General features: G+C 54.0%; 13 protein-coding genes. 9 read left to right on the top strand and 4 right to left on the bottom strand.

Annotated elements, in window-relative coordinates:
- The first annotated feature begins 14 nt into the window (after window positions 1-14).
- The 3 genes from JQC75_RS12190 to der all read left to right on the top strand — a co-directional run bounded on the left by JQC75_RS12190 (window position 15) and on the right by der (window position 3381).
- Window positions 15-635, top strand: a complete 621-nt coding sequence (locus tag JQC75_RS12190) for a tetratricopeptide repeat protein (protein ID WP_203324350.1) — start codon at window positions 15-17, stop codon at window positions 633-635.
- Window positions 636-646: 11 nt separating this feature from the next.
- The gene (bamB, locus tag JQC75_RS12185) at window positions 647-1834 is read left to right on the top strand and encodes an outer membrane protein assembly factor BamB (RefSeq protein ID WP_203324349.1); all 1188 of its coding nucleotides are present in this window, start codon (window positions 647-649) and stop codon (window positions 1832-1834) included.
- 80 nt (window positions 1835-1914) lie between these two features.
- Window positions 1915-3381 carry a ribosome biogenesis GTPase Der gene (gene der / locus JQC75_RS12180; protein WP_203324348.1) on the top strand — a complete coding sequence of 489 codons (1467 nt, stop codon included), beginning with the start codon at window positions 1915-1917 and terminating at the stop codon, window positions 3379-3381.
- Window positions 3382-3519: 138 nt separating this feature from the next.
- On the opposite strand, the gene xseA is transcribed toward der, so the two are convergent.
- Complete coding sequence (xseA, locus tag JQC75_RS12175) at window positions 3520-4863, bottom strand: exodeoxyribonuclease VII large subunit (protein WP_203324347.1); 1344 nt, start codon at window positions 4861-4863, stop codon at window positions 3520-3522.
- A 120-nt stretch (window positions 4864-4983) separates the two neighbouring features.
- On the opposite strand from xseA, the gene guaB reads away from it, so the two are divergent.
- From guaB to JQC75_RS12155, 4 genes are all read left to right on the top strand, one after another.
- Window positions 4984-6450: an IMP dehydrogenase gene (gene guaB / locus JQC75_RS12170; protein WP_203324346.1), complete on the top strand. Its 1467-nt coding sequence runs from the start codon at window positions 4984-4986 to the stop codon at window positions 6448-6450.
- Between the two features lie 99 nt (window positions 6451-6549).
- Entirely contained in the window at window positions 6550-8127 is a 1578-nt protein-coding gene (gene guaA / locus JQC75_RS12165; protein WP_203324345.1) for a glutamine-hydrolyzing GMP synthase, read from the top strand.
- Window positions 8128-8737: 610 nt separating this feature from the next.
- On the top strand, window positions 8738-13057 hold the full coding sequence (locus JQC75_RS12160) for an NACHT domain-containing protein (protein WP_203324344.1): 4320 nt from the start codon (window positions 8738-8740) through the stop codon (window positions 13055-13057).
- 117 nt (window positions 13058-13174) lie between these two features.
- A complete protein-coding gene (locus JQC75_RS12155) occupies window positions 13175-13555 on the top strand; it encodes a VOC family protein (RefSeq protein ID WP_203324343.1) in 381 nt (126 codons plus the stop codon).
- A gap of 93 nt (window positions 13556-13648) precedes the next feature.
- On the opposite strand, the gene JQC75_RS12150 is transcribed toward JQC75_RS12155, so the two are convergent.
- The gene (locus JQC75_RS12150) at window positions 13649-14356 is read right to left on the bottom strand and encodes a GGDEF domain-containing protein (RefSeq protein WP_203324342.1); all 708 of its coding nucleotides are present in this window, start codon (window positions 14354-14356) and stop codon (window positions 13649-13651) included.
- A gap of 270 nt (window positions 14357-14626) precedes the next feature.
- Between JQC75_RS12150 and tadA the strand changes: the two genes are divergently transcribed.
- A complete protein-coding gene (gene tadA, locus JQC75_RS12145; RefSeq protein WP_203324341.1) occupies window positions 14627-15145 on the top strand; it encodes a tRNA adenosine(34) deaminase TadA in 519 nt (172 codons plus the stop codon).
- Between the two features lie 35 nt (window positions 15146-15180).
- Here the strand turns inward: tadA and JQC75_RS19000 are convergent, their stop codons facing one another.
- Both JQC75_RS19000 and mltF read right to left on the bottom strand, forming a co-directional pair.
- Window positions 15181-15303, bottom strand: a complete 123-nt coding sequence (locus JQC75_RS19000) for a hypothetical protein (RefSeq protein ID WP_275403195.1) — start codon at window positions 15301-15303, stop codon at window positions 15181-15183.
- Window positions 15304-15444: 141 nt separating this feature from the next.
- A complete protein-coding gene (gene mltF, locus JQC75_RS12140) occupies window positions 15445-16890 on the bottom strand; it encodes a membrane-bound lytic murein transglycosylase MltF (protein WP_203324340.1) in 1446 nt (481 codons plus the stop codon).
- Between the two features lie 228 nt (window positions 16891-17118).
- Here mltF and purL point away from each other — a divergent pair, with 228 nt between their 5' ends.
- On the top strand, window positions 17119-21000 hold the full coding sequence (gene purL / locus JQC75_RS12135) for a phosphoribosylformylglycinamidine synthase (protein ID WP_203327216.1): 3882 nt from the start codon (window positions 17119-17121) through the stop codon (window positions 20998-21000).
- The last annotated feature ends 792 nt before the right edge of the window (window positions 21001-21792 follow it).

Raw genomic sequence — 21792 nt, 5'->3', positions numbered from 1 at the left:
AAGGGGAAGTGCGCGTGGAAATCTATAGCACAGAAGAACAACAGGTAGAGGCCATCAAGAGCTTCTGGAAAGAATACGGTACCTCTATCCTGGTGGGTGCAGTGGTTGGTTTGGGTGGCCTTTATGGCTGGAACACCTATTCCGACATGAAAGTTGCCAAGGCAGAAGCCGCCTCTATGGCGTATCAGCAGCTGAGTGCCAACACAAGCGATGAAGCCGCCATGCTCAAGGCCGCCGAAGGCTTTAAGGCCGAGCATGATCAGCAAGGTTACAGCCTGCTGGTTGAGATGATGGTGGCCAAGAGTGCCGTTGAAGCAAAAGACTATGCCAAGGCCGAAGAGTCTTTGAAAAAGGTCATTGCAGCCAAGGATGCCGGTAGCCTGGGGAGCGTTGCCGCTCTGCGTTTGGCACGTATTCAGGCCGAGCAGGGGCAGGGCGCTGTGGCGCTGACCACGCTGGACGCCATTACCGACACCGCCTTCGAAGCACAGCGCGACGAAATCAAGGGCGATATCCTGACCAGTCAGGGTGAAACCGACAAAGCCAAGGCTGCCTATCAGGCTGCGCTGGATAAGGGCGGCATTTCTGCCAGCCCACTTCTTAAAATGAAGCTGGATAACCTGAATCAGGCATAAGGAAGTCGCCGATGAAGTCTTGGTGCAAGAATTTGCTGGCGGCCGGCCTGAGTTTGGCCGTGCTGTCAGCCTGCTCCTCCAATGACGTGGACGAAGAGCCCGTCAGCGAACTCAAGGAGCTTAACGCGACCGTTTTCCCTGAAATCAACTGGAGTGCCAGTGTGGGAAGCGGTGTAGGCGATTATTACTCACGCCTGCGTCCAGCAGTGGAATACGGCAAGATATTTGCCGCCGAGCGTAACGGTTTGGTCGTGGCATTCGATGAAACCAGTGGCGAAAAGCTGTGGGAAGTCGATTTCAGTGATTTGTTCAAAGACAGATTGCTTGGCAAAAACAAAGGTGCGCGCCTCGCTTCCGGTGTTACAGCGGCTCGTGGCAAGGTGTTTGTGGGTGGTGAGAGTGGCCTTTTGGCGGCTCTTGATGCCGAAACCGGTGCGGTTGTCTGGAGTGTTCAGGCCTCTGGAGAATTGCTGTCTGCCCCCACTGTCGGTGATAACATCGTAGTGGTGAACGCCAGTTCTGGTTCACTGGATGCCTTTGATGTAGATACCGGCGAGAAACGCTGGAGCTACGAAAATACCCTGCCCAACCTGACGCTGCGCGGCACAGGTTCTGCGGCCTTTCTGGCCGGCGGTTTCTTTGTAGGCACAGCCGATGGCAAGGTGTCCGTGGTGGTGAAAGACAACGGTCAGCCAGCATGGGAGCAGCCAATTTACACCCCGAAAGGTGGCAATGAGTTCAGCCGCATGGCGGATGTGGACATGACGCCGCTGCCCGTGGGTGACAACCTGTATGCGGTGAGCTACAACGGTAATCTGGTGTCCATGGAAATGCGCTCCGGTCGCGTGCTCTGGACCCGTAAATATTCCAGCTTCAACGAGCTGGCCGCAAGCGGTGTGCAGCTGTATCTGGTTGCCGACAGCAGCCGCATTTATGCCCTTGACCGTCGCAACGGTCTGGAGCTGTGGAGCAATTCAGAGCTGGCCAACCGTGAACTGACCTCACCCGTGGTGTTTGATAACTACCTGGTAGTGGGTGATTTTGAAGGTTATCTGCACTTTATTGACCGCAACGATGGCAGCATCGTCGGTCGCATCGAAGTCGACAGCGACGGCCTTTACAGCCAGCCGCTGGTCGTCGATGGTAAGATATACGTGCAGGGCCGCAGCGGCAAACTGGCCCGTATCGCACTTCCTTAAGTCAAGGTTTGACCTTGCCAAGCCCCTGGAAGTGTGTTCCGGGGGCTTTTTATTGAAAAGATTGTTATAGAGGCAAAAGCATGATCCCTGTAGTGGCCCTGGTGGGTCGCCCCAACGTGGGCAAATCGACCCTGTTTAACCGACTCACGAGAACCCGGGATGCCTTGGTGGCGGATTATCCGGGTTTGACCCGTGACCGCAAATACGGCCGGGCTCATCTGTCCGGTTATGAATTTATCGTGGTGGATACCGGCGGTATCGACGGCACTGAGGAAGGCATTGAGACCAAGATGGCCGAGCAGTCGCTGGCGGCCATCGAAGAAGCCGATGTAGTGCTGTTTATGACCGACGCCCGCGCCGGTCTGACCGCCGCCGACCTGGCCATTGCCCAGCACCTGCGCAGCCGCGACAAAATCACCTTCGTGGTGGCCAACAAGGTTGATGGCATCGATGCCGACTCCGCCTGTGGTGAGTTCTGGCAGCTGGGCCTGGGTGAGGTATACCAGATGGCTGCCGCACAGGGCCGTGGTGTGACCGGCCTGGTGGAGTATGCACTGGCTCCCTTTGCCGAAGCCATGGGCCTGACCCGTGATGACGACGGCGAAGTAGTTGCCGATGAGCGCCAATACACCGAAGAAGAAGCCGAGGCCGAGCAGCAGCGTTTGGCAGAGTTGCCCATTAAGCTGGCCATTATCGGTAAGCCCAATGTGGGCAAGTCTACCCTGACCAACCGAATTCTGGGTGAAGAGCGGGTAGTGGTATACGACCAGCCCGGCACGACCCGAGACTCTGTGTACATCCCCATGGAGCGTGAGGGGCGTAACTACGTGCTTATCGACACCGCCGGTGTGCGTCGCCGTGCCCGTGTTCACGAAGTGATTGAAAAGTTCTCGGTTATTAAGACCCTGAAAGCCGTCGAAGACTCCAACGTGGTGCTCCTGGTCATTGATGCCCATGAAGGCATTGCCGAGCAGGACCTGGGACTCCTGGGCTTTGTGCTCAACTCAGGCCGCGCCCTGGTGCTTGCCGTGAACAAGTGGGATGGCCTGGATCAGGACGTGAAAGATCGCGTAAAAACCGAGCTCGACCGTCGTCTGGGCTTTATCGATTTTGCCCGCATTCACTTTATTTCTGCGCTTCATGGTACAGGCGTTGGTCACTTGTTTGAGTCTATCGAAGAGGCCTACGACAGTGCGACCCGCCGTGTGAGCACTTCCATGCTGACCCGTATCATGCAGATGGCACAGGACGATCACCAGCCACCCATGGTGAATGGTCGACGTGTTAAGCTCAAATACGCCCACGTGGGTGGCTACAATCCGCCTATCGTGGTGGTACACGGTAACCAGGTGAGCAGACTGCCGGATTCTTACAAGCGTTACATGATGAACTACTATCGCCGTGCGCTTAAGGTGGTGGGTACGCCAATCCAGCTGCGTTTCCACGAGGGTGATAACCCGTTCGAAGGCCGCAAGGAAAAACTGACCCTGAGCCAGGAGCGTCGCCGCAAGCGTATGATGAGCCACATCAAGAACAAGAAGGCCTGATGTTGCCGATTGGCAACCAGTCAGACAAACGCTTCAATGAAAAAGCCGGGCAGATGCCTGGCTTTTTTATGTCCTGTATTTAAGTCCTGAATTTATGTCCTTAAGAGGGTCAGAAAACCCATGCTGCCGTCCGTTGTGTTACTCCGGCTTAACCTCAACAACACGGGCCAGAAGCGAGCCCTGAGCCAGCTGAGTCTCTATGGTATCGCCGGCTTTCATGCTGCCTGCGTGGGTCAGCACCTTGCCATCTGCCTCACGGGTGATGGAGTAGCCGCGGCTCAAGGTCGCCAGAGGAGAGACGCTGGCGAGTGAGTGGCTGAGCCCCCCCAGACGGGTTTGGGCATCCTCCAGCATGTCGTCCACGGCGCCTTTGAGCCGCTCATCGAGGTAGGTGAGCCGCTGCCGCTCCAGCATCAAGCGCTGGGCCGGTGAGTGGCGCTCGAGCCTCGCTTTTAACCGCTCTGTGGTCAGTATGTGAGACGAGAGGCGTCTTTGAATGCCGGATGTGAGCCTGAGCTCCAACTCATCGAGGCGCTGTGACTGCTGCTGCAACTGGCGCTTTGGGTCTTGCCGATCCAGCCGTGATTGCAGCGCAATCAATCCGGAATGACGTTTCAGCGCATAATGGCGCCAGCCCTGGGTGAGTCTGGCAAGGGCGCCGGCAAGTTTTTGCTGCTTGTGGCTCTGGTCGCCCGACAGCAGCTCAGCGCCTGCGGATGGGGTCGGTGCCCTGATATCGGCCACAAAGTCGGCAATGCTGGTGTCGACCTCGTGCCCCACGGCGCTCACTATGGTCAGGGCGCTGTTATAGATGGCATGCGCCAGGGCTTCGCTGTTAAAGCACCAGAGATCTTCCAGACTGCCGCCGCCCCGTGTCAGGAGCAGTACATCCACCTCAAGACGTTCATTGGCAAGCTCAATGGCACGAATGATGTCTTTGTCTGCTGCAGCCCCCTGAACTGCCGTGGGGTAAATCACCACCTCGATGCTTGGGTCGCGCCGCTTGAGTACATGGAGCACATCACGGATGGCTGCGCCCGTTGGAGAGGTGATTACCCCGATGCGTTGAATCGACTCTGGCAGTGGCCGCTTGGTGTCCTGGGCGAACAAGCCTTCGGCGGCGAGTTTCATCTTGAGGGCTTCAAACTGGGCAGCGAGCAGGCCGTCACCTGCGGGGAACATGGCCTCAATCAGCAGCTGATAGTCGCCCCTGGGCTCGTATACGCTGATGCTGCCCCGCACCAGCACCTGCTGACCATTGATGGGTTTGAATGCCACCGTGGTGTTACGGCCCTTGAACATGGCACAGCGCAGCTGGGAGTGGCTGTCTTTGAGGGTGAGGTACCAATGGCCGGAAGAAGGAGAAGAAAAATTGGAGATTTCACCGGTCAGCCAGATCCGCCCCAATTGCCCCTCCAGAAGTTGCCGTACTTCGCCATTGAGGCGGGACACGGTATAAACATCATTTTTAGGGACTTGCATTGAAAATTCCGGGCAAATGGTAATTTTTCACAATTTTGCATTTACCGACCCCCACTTGCAAGGTATAATGCCGCCGCAATATTTCACCTCTACTTATCCTACCCAAGGGGAGATGTTGCAATGCTACGTTTAATCAAAGAAGCGCTGACTTTTGACGATGTGTTACTGGTCCCAGCGCACTCAACCGTCCTCCCTAATACCGCAATCCTCAAGACTCGACTGACTCAAAAAATCGAGCTCAATATTCCGTTGGTGTCTGCCGCCATGGATACCGTGACTGAAGCCCGCTTGGCAATTGCCATGGCTCAGGAAGGTGGTTTGGGCTTTATTCATAAAAACATGAGCATCGAGGCCCAGGCTGAAGAAGTCCGCAAGGTTAAAATCTACGAAGCCGGTGTGGTACAGGACCCTGTTACTGTGACTCCGGGCACTACCCTGACTGAGCTGCGTAAGCTCACAGAGCGTAACGGCTTTGCCGGTTACCCCGTGGTGAACGAAGCCAACGAGCTGGTAGGCATTATCACCGGCCGTGATGTGCGCTTTGTGACCGACTGGTCCAAAACCGTGCAGGAAGTGATGACCCCGAAAGAGCGTCTGGTGACTGTACCGGAAGGCACCAAGCTCGAAGATGTGCAAAAGCTGATGCACACCAACCGTATCGAAAAAGTACTGGTGGTAGACGACAACTTCTGCCTCAAGGGTCTTATCACAGTGAAAGACTTCGAAAAAGCCGAGCGTAAGCCCAATGCCTGTAAAGACGAGCTGGGCCGTCTGCGTGTGGGCGCGGCCGTAGGTGCCGGTGCCGGCAACGAAGAGCGCGTTGATGCCCTGGTGAAAGCCGGTGTGGACGTACTGCTCATCGACTCTTCCCACGGTCACTCTGAAGGCGTACTCCAGCGTATTCGCGATACCCGCGCCAAGTACCCTGATTTGCAAATCATCGGCGGCAACGTGGCCACAGCCGAAGGCGCACTGGCGCTGGTTGAAGCCGGTGTGAACGCGGTGAAAGTGGGTATTGGCCCCGGCTCTATCTGTACCACCCGTATCGTAACCGGTGTGGGCGTACCGCAAATCACTGCCGTATCTGACGCCGCCGCTGCGGTGAAGCACCTGAATATACCTGTAATTGCCGACGGTGGTATCCGCTTCTCAGGCGATCTCGCCAAGGCGCTGGCTGCGGGTGCTTCCTGCATCATGGCAGGCTCCATGTTTGCCGGTACCGACGAAGCCCCGGGTGAAACCGAGCTGTATCAGGGCCGTGCTTACAAGTCTTACCGTGGCATGGGTTCTCTTGGCGCCATGAGCCAGGGGTCATCTGACCGTTACTTCCAGAGCGACAACGCAGCCGACAAACTGGTACCCGAGGGTATCGAAGGTCGCGTGCCTTACAAGGGCAAGCTCAAGGAAATCATTCACCAGCATATGGGCGGCCTGCGCTCCTGTATGGGCCTTACTGGCTGCGCCACCATCAAGGAACTGGGTGAAAAAGCTCAGTTCGTGAAGGTGACCTCTGCCGGTATGGGCGAGTCCCATGTGCACGATGTGACCATCACCAAAGAAGCCCCTAACTATCGTACCGGTGGCTGATTGAAAAGGGCGGCCCCGGGTCGCCCTTGCTGTACCTGATGTCCGGTGCCATCTCTGGCGCCGGAACAAGATAAATGCCAAATGAGATAAAGGTTTTCCATGAGCAACATTCATGAGCACAAGATACTTATTCTGGATTTCGGTTCTCAGTACACTCAGCTGATTGCCCGCCGTATCCGTGAAATCGGCGTGTACTGCGAACTCTGGGCCTGGGATGTGACCGAAGCGCAGATCCGCGAATTTGCCCCTAACGGTATCGTTCTGGCCGGTGGCCCCGAGTCTGTCACCGAAGAAAACTCTCCCCGCGCCCCTGAGTATGTGTTTAACGCCGGTGTGCCCGTGCTGGGTATTTGCTACGGCATGCAGACCATGAGCGAGCAGCTGGGCGGCAAGGTTATCCAGGGCGTTGGCGAGCGCGAGTTCGGCTATGCCCAGGTTGAAGTACTGAGCGACAGTGCGCTGCTGCGTCACATCGAAGACGGCATTTCCGACGCCGGCAAGCCGCTCTTGGACGTGTGGATGAGCCACGGTGACAAGGTCTCTGAAATTCCAGAAGGCTTTGTGGCTGTTGCCAAGACCGAGACCTGTCCGTTTGCCGTAATGGCCAACGAAGACAAGAAGTTCTACGGTGTGCAGTTCCACCCCGAAGTGACTCACACCCGTCAGGGCAAGCGCATGCTGGAACATTTTGTGATGGACATCTGTGGCTGTGATAACAAGTGGCAGCCAGCCTCCATCATCGAAGACGCGGTAGAGCGCATCAAGGCTCAGGTGGGCGACGATGAAGTGATCCTCGGCCTCTCCGGCGGTGTGGACTCTTCCGTGACGGCCATGCTGCTGCACCGCGCCATCGGCAAGCGTCTGACCTGTGTATTCGTTGACAATGGCCTCTTGCGCCTCAACGAAGCCAAGCAGGTACTGGAAATGTTCGGCGACCACTTTGGTCTCAACATTGTTCACGTGGATGCTGAAAGCCGTTTCCTCGACGCCCTCAAGGGCGAAAACGACCCTGAGGCCAAGCGTAAGATCATCGGCCGCGTGTTCGTGGAAATCTTCGACGAAGAAGCCTCCAAGTGCGTTAACGCCAAGTGGCTGGCCCAGGGCACCATCTATCCAGACGTGATTGAGTCTGCAGGCAGTGCCACCGGCAAGGCCCATGTGATCAAGTCGCACCACAACGTGGGTGGTCTGCCCGATGATATGGAGCTGGGCTTGGTAGAACCGCTGCGTGAACTCTTCAAAGACGAAGTGCGTAAGATTGGTCTGGAACTCGGCCTGCCTTACGACATGCTCTATCGCCACCCATTCCCAGGCCCGGGCCTTGGGGTGCGTGTACTTGGCGAAGTGAAGAAAGAATACTGCGACCTTTTGCGCCGCGCCGATGCCATCTTCATTGAAGAGCTGCACCGCGCCGATCTGTACAACAAGGTCAGCCAGGCGTTCACCGTGTTCCTGCCGGTTCGCAGTGTGGGCGTGATGGGCGATGGCCGTAAGTACGACTGGGTTGTGTCGCTGCGCGCCGTGGAAACCATCGACTTTATGACTGCACACTGGGCGCACCTGCCATACGATTTCCTTGGCCGCGTATCCAACCGCATCATCAACGAAGTCGACGGTATTTCCCGCGTGGTGTACGACATCTCCGGCAAGCCACCTGCCACCATCGAGTGGGAATAATTGCGCTTATTCAACTGTCGCAGTTAGCCTGAGTTAGACGAAATAAAGCCCATGAAATCATGGGCTTTATTTTTTCATCTGGCCCATCCCGAATACAGTTGACACTTTCCTGCTGATGGCACCAGCATGCAATTATTCTCTCTGTTTTAGTACTGCAAAGTCGCGGCCTTCCAGCCCGCCTCCGGGCAAGGGGTATTGCTTGTCCAATACCCCTTGCATCCCCAAGGACACCCCACCGATGCTGACTACCCCTCGACCTTATGCCGAAAATCGGCTAGCGCGTCTGACGCTCATCCCTGATTCGACTGACGCTGCTTCGGCATCCATGCCTCGCCACGCCATTTTCAGCAAGGTCCTCGGCAGCATCGGAACGGGGGATTGGTGTACAGGTCCGACTATTTACCAAATGTTATTGGGCCAACTAACTGTTGTGTCAGACTATTTCGTTGACTCTGATGTGGGAACTGGATGAAATAGATTCAGTGCCCAATATACCCAAGCTGTGAAATGAATGACGCCGGAATTTTACGATCGTGAGTATCCTGAAGTCCCACGTTATCGTTTATGAACACAGGGAACTCCAACCTAGTGGATCTGGAGGTGTTTCGATATGAATGACAGGTCAGTGCCCCTCAAGAGGTTTTTTTCGAAGGTACCAAAATCTGAAGCTGATGCTGACGAAATGGAAATACTCTCAATCTGGGGGGAAGGGAAGCGTACTGGCTGGCCGGAACTTGAAGGGGAGTATCGCTGCGTTATTTTGGCTGAGGCCGGAGCAGGAAAAAGTTTCGAGATGGAGGCTCGCGCAAAGTGTGCTGAAGATGAAGGCCGTGCAGCCTTCTTTATCCGCATAGAAGATATCGAAGATGGCTTCGAAAACTCATTTGACGTAGGCAGCTTGGAGTCTTTTGAGCACTGGCTAAGTTCACAAGATGAAGCTTGGTTTTTCCTTGATTCAATCGACGAGGCACGATTGGAAAATCCACGTGCATTTGAGAAGGCAATTAAGTGTTTTGCGACTCGAATAAATTTCGCTAAGCGACGTGCGCACATTTTTATTTCCAGCCGCCCCTATGCCTGGCGTGCAAGATCAGATAGAGACATGCTGGAGCGATACCTACCCTATTTACGACCGAAGGTAGAGGAAGTCAGCAACGCCGGAGAAATTGATAGAGAAAAGCAGGATGAACCTGAAAGTGCCTTGAAAGTTTACTTGCTTAATGCACTGGATGAAAAAGACATTCGATTCTTTGCCAATGCTCGTGGGGTGCAACAAGTAGACAAGTTGATCACTGACCTCCATCGTGCAAATTTGATGCAGATGGCAGGGCGTCCGTTTGATCTCGAAGGCATATTGGCTAAGTGGCAGGCAGATCAAACACTTAATGGCCGGCTTGAGTTACTGCAACACAATATTGATCTTCGCTTAAAGGAAATTGATCCAAATCGTGCACAGCGCCAGCCTCTTAATCGGCAGAAAGCAAGGCATGGGGCACGCTTGCTTGCCGCTGCTGTGATTCTAACGGGTGAAGCAGGTATTTGTGTTCCGGACTCTATTTACTCAAATAAAGGCATTGATGCAGAAAGGGTTCTGGGCGACTGGGAACCGGCAGACGTGCAAGCATTGCTTGAACGTGGGATTTTCAATGACGTGCTTTATGGCATGGTGCGTTTTAGACACAGGGATGTTAGGGAGCTGCTCGCAGCGGAATGGTTTGCTGAACAGCTCAAAAATGGTTATGCCCGTCATGCTATCGAGTCACTGTTTATTCGTGAGCAATATGGGCACTCAATCGTTACACCACGTCTTCGGCCGGTATTGTCCTGGTTAATATTATTCGATGATGGACTTCGTCATAAAGCCCTAAAAATTGCTCCGGAAATTGCAGTCGAAGGAGGCGATGCAGCGCATTTGCCATTTGCAGAACGACAAGCTCTCCTTCACGACATTGTCAGCAGAATTGTCGCGGATGAAGATAACCGTTCGGCGCGGGATAACAGCGCGATAGCCAAGATTGCCCAGCCGGATCTGAGTGGGGATGCCCTTCGTATTATCACAGAGCATAGAAGCAACGTTGGCGCAATTTTTTTCCTGGGTCGATTGGTTTGGCAGGGAAATATGCACGACTGTTTGCCTCCATTGTTCGAAATTGCAATCGACACTGAGCGGGGGGCATTTGCGCGCATTGCTGCAACACGGGCTGTGATGACATGCGGGACGCAGGAACAACAAAGTAGTTTATGGGCTCAACTGAATGTCCTGCCACAGCCTTTGCCCCGCAGATTACTGACCGAGATTTTAGAGGAAGTAGAGCCTGATATAGCTTCGGTAAACAGTCTGCTTGTATCAATTAACAAGTTAGAAGCATATGACCGTTACCAGGCCACTGGGTTGGGGCAGGCGATTCATGAATTCATAGACCGTTTACCTAATCCCGGCTCATTGGATGCGATAGAGCCTCTGATTGCTATGGTCCTTGGTTTGAATGATTTTCTTGATCGGGAGCCGTACATCCAGCAGCGGGAATGCCATGTCTCACAGCAATTTCTATGGCTACTAGGCCCAGCAACACATGCGGTCGAACGGCTGGTTTCAGCCCGTTCTGAGGCCGCTATGTTGCTTGAAGGATTTACTATTTTATTGAAGGGGCCAACAGTACAGTATTGGCATGGTGAAGGTTTTGACGACTACAAAAGTTCCCTATATCAACTTGTTCCGGCCTGGAAAGAACTGAATGACGCCTTGTTTTGGCATTGTATTGAAGATGCGCGGCATCGGCGTTGGATAAAAAAATCCGAACGGCTGATAGATGACTGGCCGGTTCAATGGCTTCAACATTACTGGAAATTCGAAGCTGAAAGGTTTCATGACGTGCTGGGATTCATTGCAACGCGTGAGTTTCTGGATGATAAATTGGTTGCATTGTCACTTGCCCACAGGTTGTTTACCCAAGCGGATAGACCTGAAGGTTGGTTGGAACTACTCAAATGTGCGGTCGAAGGTAATTCGGAATTGGCACTGCAACATAGTACGTTCCTCAATCCAACTAAGTCGCAAAGTCTCATTGAATTGGAGGAAAAATCAGCTCAGCAAGAAGCGAAGTGGAAACAAAAACAGGAAGAACGTAAGCTCAACCGCACTAAATGGATAGAACGTTTAAAGGCTAACCCAGATGTTGTTTGTCATCCTCCTGGATTAGCGCAAGGTAGGGTCAGCGACGACCAACTTTGGTTGTTAGGAGAAATTGAGGGCTCTGGTTTTCGGACAAGCCGTAGTGACGGTGCAGATTGGCAAGCCTTGATTCCTGAGTTTGGTGAGGATGTCGCTCGGGCTTACCGGGAAGCCGCAATATCTTATTGGCGTAACTATACTCCTGGCCTGCGTTCAGAAGGAGGTAATACCAACTCCATACCCTATTCGCTTGTCTTCGCCATGGCTGGCCTCGAAATAGAAGCGAGCGAGAACATCGACTTTCCTGAAAATTTGACAGAAGCCGAGGTTCGCCATGCGCTTCGATATATTGTCTGGGAGCTCAACGGCTTCCCAAGTTGGTTTGAACGAATGTATGTGGCGTATCCACAGCTGGTCTTGGAAGCAGTCCTCACCGAATTGCACTGGGAGCTCGCGAATACAGAAGCAACTAAACCTACACACTACATTTTGAGTGATTTGGTTTACCACGCGCCGTGGATGCATAGCCAATTGGTTCCTTCGATCCTATCGTGGTTGCGGCAGCACGAAATCTTAAGCAGTGAAGCTTTAGGTTATGGCATCAATATTTTACTGAATGGTAACGCAGATACTGAACCGGTCTTGAAATTGGTAGGGTCAAAAGTTGCCCGAAATGCGATGTGTGGACAGTCGGCAGTTTGGTTTGCGCTTTGGGCTGACTTTGACGCAGAAGAAGGAATTTCTGTATTTGAGAAGTGGTTGTCGAGCCTTCCACCGAAAGAGGCATCACACGAAGCTCAGCGATTTATATCGGAGTTAATGGGAACAAGGCGTTCATCACGTATTGGCTATAGCCGCGGTAGTTTCCGTGATATCAGACATTTAAAAAGACTTTATATCCTTATGCATAGGTATATCCGAGCCCGAGACGACATTGAACGAGCGGGTAAAGGAGTGTATTCGCCTGGGCTGCGCGATGATGCGCAAGACGGCCGCAATGCTCTATTTAATTTACTATCTGAGATCCCTGGGAAAGAGACTTATATTGCCTTGACCGAGTTAGCTAAAGAGCATCCAGATGAGACATATCGGCCTTGGATGCAAAAGCGGGCTTACCAACGAGCAGAACAAGATGCTGATTTGGAGTTTTGGACGGAGCAACAAGTACGGGATTATGACCAGTACCAAGAGAGCAAACCTACAACCAATCGGCAGCTTTTTGAGCTAACTGTTGATCGTTTGCTTGATTTGAAGGCTTGGGTAGAACGTGGTAATGACAGCCCCTATAAGACTTGGCAGAAGGCTGACGGTGAAACCGAATTGCGTAATCTCATAGTGGGTTGGCTGAATCTCAAATCTTCTGGACGCTACTCTTGTGCACAAGAAAACGAGCTGCCAAATAAGCAGAGGCCGGATATTTGGACTCAAAGCTCACAGATAGCTTCACCGGTGCCAATTGAGCTCAAGTTGCTGGATAAGGGATGGTCTGGTTCTGAACTCTGTGAGCGATTACGTAACCAACTTGCCGGTGATTACCTACGTGAAGAAACGGCGGGTTGTGGTGTGTTTTTATTAGTCTGGCAGGGAAAGTCTCATCAGCAACATTGGCAGATTGAAAATCAACCAGTACCGCTTTCTGGGCTTGAAACAGCATTAAAGTCTTACTGGAATACTATTTCCAATAGCTTTCCTTGTGTTGCTGCGATTGAGGTAATGCTGATTGATCTCACCATAAGAGAGATAAAGTCACAGGATTGAATAGCGAATGAATTGCAAGTTGAATGGTGCTTGGCAGTGGTTTTGGACGCATGAGTTTGACTAAAACCAAGTTCAATGAGCCATACACAGGGTTTTAATACAGGGAACAGTTTGCTTATGAAGATTGACCACATCACCCTTCTGGTGTCATCGCTGGAACTCAGCATGCCTTACTACGAGCAATTACTGCCTTTGCTCGGCTTTTCAAAAAAGAAAAACCACGTATGGACGGATGGCGAAGGCTTTTTCTTTCAGTTTTTGCAGGCAAAAGCCGGTACCTCTGCCTACGAGCGTTACGGTGCAGGTATGAATCACCTGGGCTTTGGCGCGTCATCGCCTGAGCAGGTCTATGGGGTGCGTGCCGCCATGGCGGAGGCGGGGTTCGAGGTACCTGAGGTGCAAAACCTCGGTGGTGCCATCGCCTTGTTTATGAAAGACCTTGATGGGGTGCGCTTTGAAGTTACCTATTACCCACCGGGGATGGCCGTGGTTGATTGACTTAAATAGGTATACCGCTTCAACCCAAGCAGCCATGTCTGAGGGGGAAACTTTTCAGAACCAATGCCTTAAAGGCACAGAATAACGCTGTGTTTATGCCGCCATTTCAATTCGGTTACGGCCGTTGCCCTTGGCGCGGTAGAGAGCTTCATCGGCTGCCTTCAACGCCTTTTCGAGCCCCCCATGGCCCGGTGAAACGGCGGCGAGCCCAGCACTGACGGTGATCTTGATGGCCTGACCATTGAGATTGAAATGGCTGGACTCAACCAGTTGGCGCAGGGATTCCATCCTTTTGCTTGCCTGTGCCAACTCGGCTTGCCTGAATTCCAGCAAAAACTCTTCACCGCCCCAACGAAAAAACTGATCCTCTTCACGTATGTGGCTGCTGATGAGTTTGGCGAGTTCGACCAGCACAAAATCACCGGCATCGTGGCCGAAGGTATCATTAATGCGCTTGAAGTGATCCACGTCCACCAGTGCAAACACAGTGCGCTCACTGTGTTTGTGTTCTTTGGGTGCCTTAAAGGCGCGGCGGTTGAGGGCGCCGGTAAGGGGATCGGTGGCGGCAATTTTCTTAAGTAAACTGTGCTGAACCACCTGATGACGGAAAAGCAGCAACAGTCCCGTTGCCGAGAGGATAAGCCCGATGGACAGCAGAATGTCCTCTACAAAGGCTAATTTTGTTGGCAGGGTGATTTCATCCAGCCAGTTCATCATGCTTCCGAAGAAAGAGACGATTGCGCCGCTCAGGAGCAGGAGATAGCTGTGCTTGAGGTGGCGGATATAGCGACAGCTGAACATAATCACCAACCAGAAGAGTACTGGCACACTCTCAAGGACCAGTTCCAGCTGTTTTAGCTGAGGTTGGTGATCAGCCCACTTCAGATACAGGACTATAAAAACGATCCCGAGGAGCAAAGTGAGATATTGAATGTATAAGTGCCCGGATTGCTTTTGAAAACGCATTAGCAGCGGCCTTTGAAATGTCTGATTAAAGTCTAGCCACGGGAGCAAATTTTGCCAGGGAAGGGAGGCGGCGGTTATACTGTGCCCGTCAAAAATGGGGTGGAAATGACATTGCAACAATCAGAGTTGGACAAGCATTTTATGTCGCTCGCACTCGCAGCAGCCAAAGAGGCGGAGGCGAGGGGGGAAGTGCCCGTGGGGGCTGTGCTGGTGAAGGAAGGCGAGGTGATAGCGACGGGCTATAACCACAATATTGGCCTGAACGACCCCAGCGCCCACGCGGAGATGCAGTGCCTGCGGGAGGCAGGAAAGTTACTGGGCAATTACCGACTGCTCGACACCACCCTCTATGTGACTCTGGAACCCTGTGCCATGTGTGCCGGAGTGATGGTACACAGTCGTATCAGCCGTCTGGTGTTTGGTGCCAGAGATGGAAAAACCGGTGCCGCAGGCAGTGTGGTGGATTTGGTCAGGCATCCTGCCTTTAATCACCAAATAGCCGTGGAAGAAGGAGTGCTGGCCGACGAATGTTCAGGGCTGCTCAGCGACTTTTTCCGTCGCCGCCGCAAAGAGCAAAAAGCCCTCAAGCAGACTGCCGGTGATGCGCAGTCTGCTGCTGAATAAGGACGCAATGGAGCGTGGGCGAAAGCCCTGTGTATTTACTCTTCAGACTGGATAAGGCTAAAGAAGAGTTTTTGTCTGCGCAGCAAGCGGCTGTGGCGGAATTTGACCAGGGTGCGGCGTCTTGCAGCGGTATGGTTATTGATGGTTTTTCTTTTCATGTAAGGCCCCTTGTAACTCATTGGTCCTTAACGGCCAATTCTTTTTCTACACCGCACATTAGCAGTGCTCCGGGATACTGGCAAGAGCAGGGGATCACAGCCACTGCTTCAGTGGTGGATTTCTGTTCACCAGTAAAGGTGTTACTCGTGGGGAGTCGCTGTTGGCGGCTGTGCAGTGGTGCTGGCGGCGGTTTCTTCTACCTGAACTTCATCCTGAAGCTGGGGCTCATCCTTGGGTTTTTGATTGTCCACCCATACCAGGGTGTCGTAGTAGCGACGGATGGAGTCCACATAATGCACCGCTTCACCGCCCCTGGCATAGCCGTAACGGGTCTGGCTGTAAAACTTGCGCTTTTGCAGTAATGGCAATACCTGCTTCACATCCCGCCAGGCGCTGGGGTTCAGCCCCTGCGCTTCAGCCAGTCGGCGGGCATCTTCCAAATGGCCCAGCCCAATGTTGTAGGCGGCAAGGGCAAACCACATCCGCTGATTCTCCGGAATGGACTCAGGCAAGCGGTTTATCAAATCCCGCAGATAATCGGCGCCGCCACGAATGCTTTGCCGTGGGTCGAGACGATTAGTCACCCCCAGCTGGCTGGCGGTGGCATTGGTCAGCATCATCATGCCGCGCACCCCGGTAGGCGAACGGGCGTTGGGGTTCCAGTGGGACTCCTGATAACTGGCTGCGGCCAGTTTTCGCCAGTCGAGATCGCCTGCGTATTCTTCAAACAGGGGCCGGTAGCGGGGCAGCTTGGCATCAATGGCGCGGATAAAGGCGCGGGTGTCGACGTAATCAAAACGCTTCACATGGCCGAAGTATTTTTCATTGAGGTGTGCCAGGGTGCCGGCGCGTTTTTCCTGATGCCAGAAGGCCAGCAGCTTACTCATCAGCGCATCGCTGTTTTGGGCTGGCAACAGCCAGACCACCGGCACTTTTTGCTCCAGCACCAGGCCACTTCTGAGCTCCGGCATGTAACGGCGGTTGATATCCAGGCTGGTCGACTGAGCCAGGGTGTAGTTGAGTTCACCGCTGGCAATCATGGCAATGAGTTCGTCGTTATCTTTTTCGCTGGTTTGCTCCCAGCTTAGATTGGTGTGGGTTTGTTGCAGCCGGGTGAGAGTTTCCACAAAGGCCGAGTCGGCCACCACCGTCAAATTGCCGCTGAGTTGTTCTATGGACTCGGGTGCCTTATTGCCCTGACGGTAAACCACGACCTGATCCACCCGGTAAAGGGGCGGTCCCATACGAAAACGATTGCGGCGGTTGGGGCTTTCGGTGATACCGGCGGCGATGAGGTCGATGTCGCCCTTTGCCAGCGCATCGTAAAGCTCGCTTCGGTTGCTGTAAGGCTGCATTTCCAGCGGCTTGCCCAGGTAGTCGGCAAATTTCTGCGCCAGCTCATAATCAAAGCCTGACAGGCCCTGGCCCGAGCTCATGTAGATTTGGGCACCATACAGGGTACCTACTCGAAGGGTCTCAGATTCGGCTCTGGGCTGAGAATCGTCCACAACAAGCCCTGGCGGCTGACACGCAGACAGCACCAGTAAACCGGCAAGTAGAAAAAGGACTCTTCTTAGTCTTATCAATCAATTAACCCCAGGAAATTCAGTCAAGGCTTGTCGAAATCGGCGCAATTCTACCCGATGCATCCTGAGCCCTTGCTGAACAGTCCGGCAATCCGTGCCAGAACCGGAACCCAATATTACAGGAAACACTGTTTTGAGTAAGCATGGCAGGTGATTTACGGGGCGCATTTCCCTATAATAGCGCCACCTCTGACCCTGTAATTATAAAAAGTAAGGTGAATTGACGTGATGGAGATCATCCGTGGAGCTCCTGCACTCTCGGCGTTTAGAGTGCAAAAGCTGATGGAAGCCTGTGAAAATGCAGCACTTCCTGTACGCCAAATCTATGCCGAATATATCCATTTGGCGGACTTGAACGAGGCGCTCAATGCGACCGAGCAAGACAGACTCGGCAAGATCCTGACCTACGGTCCCGCCATTGAGCCCCATGCCCCCACAGGAACCCTCCTGTTTGTCACTCCCCGCCCCGGCACCATCTCTCCCTGGTCCTCCAAAGCTACCGACATCGCCCACAACTGCGGCCTTGATAAAATCAAGCGTCTGGAGCGTGGTGTTGCCTACTATGTCGAGTCGGATGCCCTGAGCGATGCCCAGACCAAGGAGCTTAAAGCCCTTATCCACGACCGCATGGTGGAAGTGGTACTGGCGAGCTTTGACGATGCGTCGGTGCTTTTTGCCCACACCGAGCCCAAGCCGTTCACCAGCGTGAATATCCTCGGCGAAGGCCGCGCCGCGCTGGAAGTGGCCAACCGCAACATGGGTCTGGCACTGGCGGAAGATGAAATCGACTATCTGGTCGAAAACTTCACCCGTCTGGGCCGTAACCCCAACGACATCGAGCTGATGATGTTTGCCCAGGCAAACTCTGAGCACTGTCGTCATAAGATTTTCAACGCCGATTGGACCATCGACGGCGTAGAGCAGCCCAAGTCGCTGTTCAAGATGATCAAAAACACCTTCGAAAAGACGCCGGACAATGTGCTGTCTGCCTACAAGGATAACGCCGCCGTGATGGTGGGTACCGAGGCTGGCCGCTTTTTCCCGGACGCCGACGGTGTGTATAACTACCATCAGGAGCCGGTTCATATCCTGATGAAGGTGGAAACCCACAACCACCCAACCGCTATCAGCCCATACCCAGGTGCTGCCACCGGTTCCGGCGGTGAAATCCGTGACGAAGGTGCCACCGGCCGCGGCGCCAAGCCAAAGGCAGGTTTGACCGGCTTCAGCGTATCCAACCTGAAGATCCCGGGCTTTGTACAGCCTTGGGAAGGTAACTACGGCAAGCCAGACCGAATCGTCACTGCGCTGGACATCATGACCGAAGGCCCTCTGGGCGGCGCTGCCTTTAACAACGAGTTTGGCCGTCCGGCTCTGCTCGGTTACTTCCGTACCTACGAGCAGGAAGTCGCAAGCCACAACGGCGTGGAAGTCCGTGGTTACCACAAGCCCATCATGCTGGCCGGTGGTATCGGCAACATCCGCGAAGACCATGTGCAGAAAGGTGAAATCACCGTTGGCGCCAAGCTGGTCGTGCTGGGTGGCCCTGCGATGAACATTGGTCTGGGCGGCGGCGCGGCTTCTTCCATGGCTTCTGGCCAGTCCAGCGAAGATCTGGACTTTGCCTCGGTGCAGCGCGATAACCCAGAGATGGAGCGTCGCTGTCAGGAAGTGATTGACCGCTGCTGGCAGATGGGTGACAAGAACCCCATTCAGTTTATCCATGACGTGGGTGCCGGTGGTTTGTCCAACGCCCTGCCTGAGCTGGTGAATGATGGCGACCGCGGTGGCCGTTTCGAGCTGCGTAATGTGCTGTGTGACGAGCGCGGCATGAGCCCGCTGGAAATCTGGTGTAACGAGTCCCAGGAGCGTTATGTGCTGTCTGTGGCCGCCGAAGATATCGACACCTTCGCCGCCATCTGTGAGCGTGAGCGTGCGCCATTTGCCGTAGTGGGTGAAGCTACTGCCGAGCCGCACTTAAGCCTCAATGACGAACACTTCGATAACACCCCAATCGATCTGCCACTGGAAGTGCTGCTGGGCAAGCCGCCCAAGATGAGCCGCCAGGCGGAAAGCAAAAAGGCGGTAAGCCCTGCGCTGGATCAGAACAAGATTGCTGTTGGTGAAGCGGTGAAGCGCGTGCTGTCGCTGCCAACCGTGGCCGACAAGACCTTCCTTATCACCATTGGTGACCGCACTGTGACCGGTCTTGTGGCCCGCGACCAGCTGGTTGGCCCCTGGCAGGTGCCTGTGGCTGACTGCGCCGTGACCGCTGCCACTTTCGACACCTACGCCGGTGAAGCCATGTCCATGGGCGAGCGCACGCCGCTGGCGTTGCTGGACTTTGGCGCATCTGCCCGTATGGCGGTGGCCGAGTCCATCATGAACATCGCCGGTGCCGACATTGGCTCGTTCAAGCGTATTAAGCTGTCTGCCAACTGGATGGCCGCTGCCGGTCACCCGGGTGAAGACGCAGGTCTTTTTGAGGCAGTGAAAGCCGTGGGCGAAGAGCTGTGTCCTGAGCTGGAACTCACCATCCCTGTGGGCAAGGACTCCATGTCCATGAAGACTGCCTGGGAAGTGAACGGCGAGAAGAAAGCCGTGACCGCGCCTATGAGTCTTATCATTTCCGCCTTCGGTGCGGTGAATGATGTGCGTAACACTGTGACCCCAGAGCTGCGCTCCGACAAGGGTGACACCAGCATCCTCTTTATCGACCTTGCCAATGGTCAAAACCGCCTCGGTGGTTCGTGCCTGGCGCAGGTGTTTGGTGAGCTGGGTGACGTGGCGCCGGATCTGGATAACGCCGCCAGTCTGCGCGGTTTCTTCGAGACCATGCAGAAGCTGGTTGCCGCCAAGCAGGTGATTGCTTACCACGACAAGAGTGACGGTGGTCTGTTCACCACGCTGGTGGAAATGGCCTTTGCCGGTAACACGGGTCTGGACATCAATCTGGCCGGTATTGCAGGCTCCGATCTTGAGCGTCTCTTTAACGAAGAGCTCGGCGGTGTTATTCAGGTGAGTAAAGCCGATGAAGATGCTGTACGCGGCGCCTTCGAAGCGGCAGGTCTTGCCGTACATGCCGTTGCCAAGCTGAACAGTGACGGTCAGGTACGTATCCACGATGGCGAGCGTCTGGTGTTTGCAGACAGCCGCGTAGCCCTGCGCACTCTGTGGTCCGAGACCACCTACCGTATGCAGGCCCTGCGTGATAACCCTGAGTGTGCCCGCCAGGAGTTTGAACTGAAGCAGAAAGCCGACGAGCCGGGTCTGACCGTGAAGCTTGGCTTCGACCCAAGTGACGATGTGGCTGCGCCTTATATCTTGAAGGGCGTCGCGCCCAAGATGGCGATTCTGCGCGAGCAGGGCGTTAACTCCCACGTGGAGATGGCGGCTGCGTTTGATAGAGCCGGTTTTGAGAGCCGCGACGTACACATGTCCGACATCCTCTCTGGCCGCATCAGCCTCGAAGAGTTCCAGGGCCTGGTGGCCTGTGGTGGCTTCTCTTACGGTGACGTGCTGGGCGCAGGTGAAGGCTGGGCCAAGTCCATCCTCTTTAACCAGCGTGCCCGCGACGAGTTCAGCCGCTTCTTCGAGCGCGACAGCAGCTTTGCCCTCGGGGTGTGTAACGGCTGTCAGATGATGTCGAACCTTAAAGACATCATCCCCGGTGCCGAGCACTGGCCACGCTTCGTGCGTAACCGCTCCGAGCGCTTTGAAGCCCGCTTCAGCCTGGTGGAAGTGCAGTCGAGTCCATCGCTGTTCTTCTCTGGCATGGAAGGCTCACGCATGCCAATCGCCGTGTCTCACGGTGAAGGTTTTGCCGAGTTCGCCAACGCCGAAGCACTGGCCCGCGCCGAAGCCACAGGCACAGTGGCGCTGCGTTATGTGAATGGTCATGGCGACATCGCCACCCAGTACCCGCAGAACCCCAACGGCTCGCCAAACGGCCTGACCGGTATCACTACCCTGGATGGCCGCGTCACTATCATGATGCCGCACCCAGAGCGGGTGTTCCGCACCGTGGCCAACTCCTGGCACCCAGACAACTGGGGCGAGGACAGCCCATGGATGCGCATGTTCCGTAACGCCCGGGTGAAACTGGGTTAACCGGCGCTGATATTCAGCGAATAGAGCTGACAAAAAGGAGCGATGAGAATCGCTCCTTTTTTTATTGTGTAACGCAATGAAATATTGACGCTAATTCGGTTGCGCCTGTCACCAATCGCCCTGAGTGTGGCTTTCAGCACTTTGGGGTGATAACTGCCTCCAAATGGGTATAACCTGATGCCGGATAAAAAAATGCCCCGCACCTTTTCAGGGCGGGGCCGTTTTGCGCTAACAAAACATCAATTCACTTCAAGGGAAATAGGGTACTGCTTACAGTGGGCGAGCGTTGTACAGTTCAACGAAAACGCGCTTATAAGCCTTAATCACACGGTCAAAGAAGTTTTTCATGGCACATCTCCACAGTCAGTTTCAGGGGTTGCGGAGTGAGCCCCGGAACACGTCAATTGGGGGCATCTCCTCGACTTGTGCGTATATTAGCCAGTCATCTCGTGAGTCTCAAACGAGAAAAATTGAAATTATACATTAAAAAAACTTATCCATTTTAATTGCCACGTATTTGCTATCAAGTTTAAATTCATATAAATCATTATTTTAAACAAAGCTGGTGAAGTTTTGTTGTATATATATTTATGTTTTATTGATTTTCAATTGGATTGGGTGTGGTTTGTTTGGTTTTATCCGCTTAAGGTGCAAAAGTACGCACGTTTCATGGGGCGATGGTGCTTGCCTATTCCATTGAATATGGGGTGTCAATCACGCCGCCTCACAAAATGTGTACTCGCTTGCAAATTCCACTTAAAGCCTCCGCATTGATTGATTTACGTCAATTCA

It is taken from the genome of Shewanella litorisediminis (assembly GCF_016834455.1).
Taxonomy (GTDB): Bacteria; Pseudomonadota; Gammaproteobacteria; order Enterobacterales; family Shewanellaceae; genus Shewanella; species Shewanella litorisediminis.
This window is presented reverse-complemented; position numbering and strand designations above follow the sequence as displayed.

Bases quoted from the DNA above. Each gene is read 5' to 3' on its own strand.
- JQC75_RS12160 (WP_203324344.1), top strand. From the start codon at position 8,738: ATGAATGACAGGTCAGTGCCCCTCAAGAGGTTTTTTTCGAAGGTACCA.
- tadA (WP_203324341.1), top strand. From the start codon at position 14,627: ATGACATTGCAACAATCAGAGTTGGACAAGCATTTTATGTCGCTCGCA.
- JQC75_RS12150 (WP_203324342.1), bottom strand. From the start codon at position 14,356: ATGTTCAGCTGTCGCTATATCCGCCACCTCAAGCACAGCTATCTCCTG.
- der (WP_203324348.1), top strand. From the start codon at position 1,915: ATGATCCCTGTAGTGGCCCTGGTGGGTCGCCCCAACGTGGGCAAATCG.
- guaA (WP_203324345.1), top strand. From the start codon at position 6,550: ATGAGCAACATTCATGAGCACAAGATACTTATTCTGGATTTCGGTTCT.
- JQC75_RS12155 (WP_203324343.1), top strand. From the start codon at position 13,175: ATGAAGATTGACCACATCACCCTTCTGGTGTCATCGCTGGAACTCAGC.
- bamB (WP_203324349.1), top strand. From the start codon at position 647: ATGAAGTCTTGGTGCAAGAATTTGCTGGCGGCCGGCCTGAGTTTGGCC.
- xseA (WP_203324347.1), bottom strand. From the start codon at position 4,863: ATGCAAGTCCCTAAAAATGATGTTTATACCGTGTCCCGCCTCAATGGC.
- purL (WP_203327216.1), top strand. From the start codon at position 17,119: ATGGAGATCATCCGTGGAGCTCCTGCACTCTCGGCGTTTAGAGTGCAA.
- JQC75_RS19000 (WP_275403195.1), bottom strand. From the start codon at position 15,303: ATGAAAAGAAAAACCATCAATAACCATACCGCTGCAAGACGCCGCACC.
- guaB (WP_203324346.1), top strand. From the start codon at position 4,984: ATGCTACGTTTAATCAAAGAAGCGCTGACTTTTGACGATGTGTTACTG.